This window comes from Embleya sp. NPDC005575, assembly GCF_040605455.1.
GTDB lineage: Bacteria > Actinomycetota > Actinomycetes > Streptomycetales > Streptomycetaceae > Embleya.
On the sequence record NZ_JBEXCV010000298.1, the window covers coordinates 1 to 4,642 of the forward strand.

Here is a 4,642-nt window from a genome sequence, read left to right on the forward strand (position 1 = left end):
CGGCGTCCACGGATCGTCGCAACCCGGCAGGCCCGCCACCGCGTCGCAGGTGATCGGGTGGGCCGCGAGCAGGGCAAGGCCGGGACGCCGGCCGCGCGAACGGCCGCCCCACCGGACCGGCGGGACCCGAACGTACTGGCGATCACCGACAGCGTCGGCGTGGGTGCTCCCGGTCCTCGGGTCCGGCTATGGCATCGTGGCAAGTTCAGTGCGCGGCAGCGCCGCGACGAACGCGAGAGGCCTTGACGTGCCCGAAGACGTATTCGCCCTTCCCGTCGTCCGGCGGCTCGACGCCCACCTGTCCCTGCGCCGGCTCGGCGCGCTGGACGTGGTCGTGCTGGACCACCCGCGGGTACGTGCCGCGATCGCCCTCCAGGGTGCCCACCTCCTCGCCTGGCAACCGCAGGGCGCGGAGCCCGTGTTGTGGCTGAGCGATGCCGGCACCTTCGAGGAAGGTCGGGCGGTGCGCGGCGGCGTGCCGATCTGCTGGCCGTGGTTCGGCCCGGCGGGTCGCCCGAACCACGGGTTCGCCCGCATCCTGCCGTGGACGCTGCTCGACGCCGGCGAGGACGACGACGCGGCGCACGTGAGCATGGTCCTGCGCGACGGCGAGGAGTCGCGGGCGTACTGGCCGTTCGCCTTCGAGGTGGTCGTCCGCTTCACGCTCGGGCAGGAGTGCCGCATCGAGCTGACGGCTCGCGGCGACTTCGAGAGCACCGCCGCGCTGCACACCTACCTGCGCGTCGGCGACCTCGACGGCGTCCGGGTCACCGGTCTGGACGGGCATTACCTCGACAAGGTCCTCGGCGTCGAGGCGGACGCGGACAAGGACCCGGACACGGGCGCGGAGGGGTTGTCCTTCCCGGACCGCATCGACCGCGTCTACACGCGCCCGGACGGCGTCAGCAGGCTCCACGACCCCGCCGGGAAGCGGGTCGTCGAGGTGCACCACGCCGGGCACAGCGACGTGGTCGTGTGGAACCCGGGCGCGGAGCTCACCCGCACCATGGCCGATGTGCCCGACGACGGCTACCGGGAGTTCGTCTGTGTGGAGACCGCCCGCGTCTCCCGGCCGCTGGCGAGCGGCCCGCAGACCCCCGCGCACCTGACCGCGACGCTGCGGATCGCCGCCGACGCATAGGCCTCGCACCCGGCGGCCGGTCGGCGGGCGCGCGGCGGTCGGGTGGGCCCTGGTCGGCCTCGCGCGTGCGTCGCGCCTGTTGCCGTGTGCGGGCGGCACCGGCCGGCGGGTCCTCGCCGCCCGGACGCGTCGGCAGCGGGTCCTCGACCGCGCGATCGGGCCGGGAAGGGAGTTCGTCCCCCGCGACAAGAAAACGGCGCCGCCCCACGAGGGTATGCGGCGCCGTTCGCGTCGAGGTCGGTGAGGGTGGCCGCCTCACGGCGGAAGGCACACCGTGGCTCCAGCCGAGCGGTATTCCACGGAGGCTATGGTTGGGCCCGGGGGCACACCCTCACCGACACCTGCACAACCTACCTCCTCGCCGAATCATTCCCGGCCACCGAAATCCGTGCCGTCGATCCCCGCCGTCGGGTCGCGGGTCGGGAACCCGGGCGCCGGGTCCGGACGGCGGATCGGTTCGTACACCCGGGCCGCGCGCCGGGTCGGTTCAGGATTCGTCGCGCGCTTGGAGCGTGGTCATCGCCCGAGCGAGTCGGGCCGCGCGGGTCGCGGGTGTGCGCGCGGTGAGGAGGGTCAGGATCACCGCGTACCGCTGCGTCCTGCCGAGCGCGTCGAACGCCCGCGTCGCCTGCGGGCTCGCCGCCAGGGCTGCGGCGAGGTCGGCCGGGACGCCGGCGTCGCGCTGCGACTCGTAGGCGGCGGCCCACCTCCCGTCGGCCTTCGCGGCCTCGACCTCGGCCAAGCCGGCCGGCCGCATCCGCTCCGCCGCGATCAGCTCCTCGACCTTGGCCACATTGACCTGCGACCACCGGCTGCGTGGCCGGCGCGGTACGTACTTCTGGAGGTAGTAGACCTCGTCGTGGGACTTCCGTCGACCCGAGATCCAGCCGTGGCACAGGCCGACATCGACCGCCTCGTCACTGGTCAACGAGGGGATGCCCGATCCCTTCTTCGCGATTTTCAGCCACACGCCGGCCTTCTCGTCGCCGTGTGCCTCCAGCCAGTCCCCGAACTCCGCGGCGTCCCGGAAGACGATCACCTCGGCTTCGTTCGGGGCGGGTTCCGTCGACACGCGCGACTCCTTCGACCGGAAAGGTCCGCCCATTGCGATTCCCTGCGGTGGCCCAAGATAGCGAGCCGGCGACGGGTGTACGTACAGCCCGAAACCCCGGTCCCCGGAAGGCCGACCGCTGATGACCCGGCGGCAACGGCCGGGTCGACTACGAGGCGGGGCGACATCGCCGGGCGAGGTCGGGCTCCGCGGCCCGGTCGCACGACGACGCGACCTGGCCGGCCGGCGGCAACCCGGCGGCAACCGGGCGGTATCCGACCGGCCGGGCAACTTTCATCGGGTTGCCGCGCCGGCCGCTTTATGGGTCGCAAAGGAAGCGATGGAACGCAACCAATGTCGTCGAATTGCCGGAATGGCAGCAGCGCGATGGGCCGCAATAGCCTCCGGAGAGGCCGAGTTCGCCGCGCCCAATGCCCCGGCCGGACTTCCTCTCCCGGGTGGTCGGCGCGTTTCCCACGCGGGCGACGGTCCGCACGCTCGCGGAGCGAGCACGGGATCGACAACGACCCCGCCGGCGGCAGCGCCTGCGGGGTCGTGGTCGTATCCGGGTCGTCGCATCCGGGCGATGACGGGCATCGCCCGCGCAGGAAAGCCCCGCGGGGGCTGCGGACGCGAACACCGCGAAGCCCGCGGACAGTTGCCGGCCGTCAGTGTGCGGCCTGGTACCTCTCGATGAGATCCGCAGGAACCCGACCGCGCGCATTGACCTCGATGCCTTGCGACCTCGCCCATTCACGGACCTTCACGGGGTCCGGGCCCTGACCGGCGGAACGGGCTCCCTTGCGACCACGGCGGGCGGCGGCACCGGTCTTGCGGGCGGCGCCGAAGTAGGGCGCCAACTTGTCCAGCAACTGCTGGTAGGTGTCCTCGCCGAGGTCGATCTCGTAGGTGACGCCATCCAACGCAAAAGTGTGGGTCGCGATGTCTTCACCGGTCTCGCCGGTGACGTCATCGGTGTAGAGCGTGACTACGCGCTGAGCCATTGTTGAGAATCCCCTTCCTGGGAGCGGGGAGATCGTACACCCAGAGCCCGAACATCGGCCTCCTGGAAAATCGACAACGGGATAACGACTCGGGCTTCTCGCCCGCGCGGAAGGCCGACTGCGGCGTTGCGCTCAATGCATGGGACGAGTTCCTGTGGTAGGCGGAGACGGTTATGCCTTCGCCGTCGACCGGCGAAAGATCGGCCGCCGGGAACATCCCGAAGCTTGGCATTTGCCGGCACCGGGCCTACGCGCACAATGGAAATGGTGGCGATTCTCGGCATGGGCTGCCATCCGATCGAGATCGAGTGTGCCGTACCTGCCGTTCGGGCAGCACATCGGAGCCGGCGGGCCGGCCGGCTTCCGATCTCCGGAACCCGGAGTTGGCATTGTTGTTCAGACACGAGGTACTGGCCAAAATCGCGTCCGGAGAGGTCGACCTCGCCTTTCGACGTTGGCGCAGACCCGCCGTGCGCCCCGGCACCGGGCTGCGCACCGAGGTCGGCGTGCTGGAGGTCGGGACGGTCGACGCCGTGCCGGAGGACAGCGTCCCGGACCGGGACGCACAGCGCGCGGGCTACCCCGGGCGGGCGGAGCTGTTGGCCGACCAACGCCCGGGAGAGGACCGGCAGTTGTACCGGATCGGCCTGCGCTTCGCCGGCGCGGATCCGCGGGTGGGCCTGCGTGCGGACACCGACCTGTCCACGGCGGACCTCGACGAGATCGTCGCGGGACTGCGCCGCCTGGACGCGCGCAGCGGACGCGGTCCGTGGACCACCGCGATGCTGGAACTGATCGACGCCAACCCGGCGGTACGCGCCCCCGACCTGGCGGCCGGCACCGCCCGGGGGACCGCCCGCTTCAAGGCGGACGTACGCAAGCTCACGCGGACCTCGCCGGCTTCGCCGCCGCCCGCCCGGACGTGTTCCTGGTCGAGCCGAAGCCCGGTGTGCCACCCGCCGAGTACGCCCGGCAACTGGGCGCGGTGCTGCATCCGTTGGGCGGCAAGGTGCTGGTCAACGCCCCTTCGGACGCCGACGGCCTGATCCTGATCCTGATCCTGGATGCGATGGCCGTCCTGCTCACTCTGATGCTGGTCTCCGTCGCGGCACTCGGCGTGCTCAACTCGGTCGTCCTCGACACCCGCGAGCGGGTCCACGACATCGGCGTGTGCAAGGCCGTGGGCATGACCCTGGGACAGACCGTGAGCCTGGTCTTCGCCTCGATGGCCGACATCGGTCTACTCGGCGGCCTGATCGGCGTACCGGCCGGGTTCACACTGCACGCCTGCGTGGTGCCGATGATGGGACATGCGGCCGGCACCAACCTGCCGCCGAGCATCCTGGAGGTGTACAGCGGGCCGAAATTGCTCCTGCTCGCGTTTGCGGGCGTGGTGATCGCGCTCCTGGGCGCGGCCGTGCCGGCGGGCTGGGCGGCCCGGGCGCG

At 71.7% G+C, this 4,642-nt stretch carries 6 protein-coding genes; 4 read left to right on the plus strand and 2 right to left on the minus strand.

Annotated elements, in window-relative coordinates:
* The coding region (locus ABZS54_RS42215; RefSeq protein WP_355548541.1) for a hypothetical protein at positions 1 to 246 on the plus strand (246 nt) is incomplete at its 5' end.
* Position 247: 1 nt separating this feature from the next.
* The gene (locus tag ABZS54_RS42220; protein WP_355548544.1) at positions 248 to 1,141 is read left to right on the plus strand and encodes a D-hexose-6-phosphate mutarotase; all 894 of its coding nucleotides are present in this window, start codon (positions 248 to 250) and stop codon (positions 1,139 to 1,141) included.
* Between the two features lie 487 nt (positions 1,142 to 1,628).
* Here ABZS54_RS42220 and ABZS54_RS42225 read toward each other — a convergent pair whose 3' ends face one another.
* Together ABZS54_RS42225 and ABZS54_RS42230 are read right to left on the minus strand one after the other, a co-directional pair.
* On the minus strand, positions 1,629 to 2,213 hold the full coding sequence (locus tag ABZS54_RS42225; protein ID WP_355548547.1) for a YdeI/OmpD-associated family protein: 585 nt from the start codon (positions 2,211 to 2,213) through the stop codon (positions 1,629 to 1,631).
* A gap of 647 nt (positions 2,214 to 2,860) precedes the next feature.
* Positions 2,861 to 3,196, minus strand: coding sequence for an Lsr2 family protein (locus ABZS54_RS42230; protein ID WP_355548550.1), 336 nt, complete (start codon positions 3,194 to 3,196; stop codon positions 2,861 to 2,863).
* Positions 3,197 to 3,585: 389 nt separating this feature from the next.
* On the opposite strand from ABZS54_RS42230, the gene ABZS54_RS42235 reads away from it, so the two are divergent.
* Both ABZS54_RS42235 and ABZS54_RS42240 read left to right on the plus strand, forming a co-directional pair.
* A complete protein-coding gene (locus tag ABZS54_RS42235; protein WP_355548553.1) occupies positions 3,586 to 4,242 on the plus strand; it encodes a hypothetical protein in 657 nt (218 codons plus the stop codon).
* On the plus strand, positions 4,182 to 4,642 hold a 461-nt coding region (locus tag ABZS54_RS42240; protein WP_355548556.1), incomplete at its 3' end, for an FtsX-like permease family protein. The genes ABZS54_RS42235 and ABZS54_RS42240, both read left to right, overlap by 61 nt.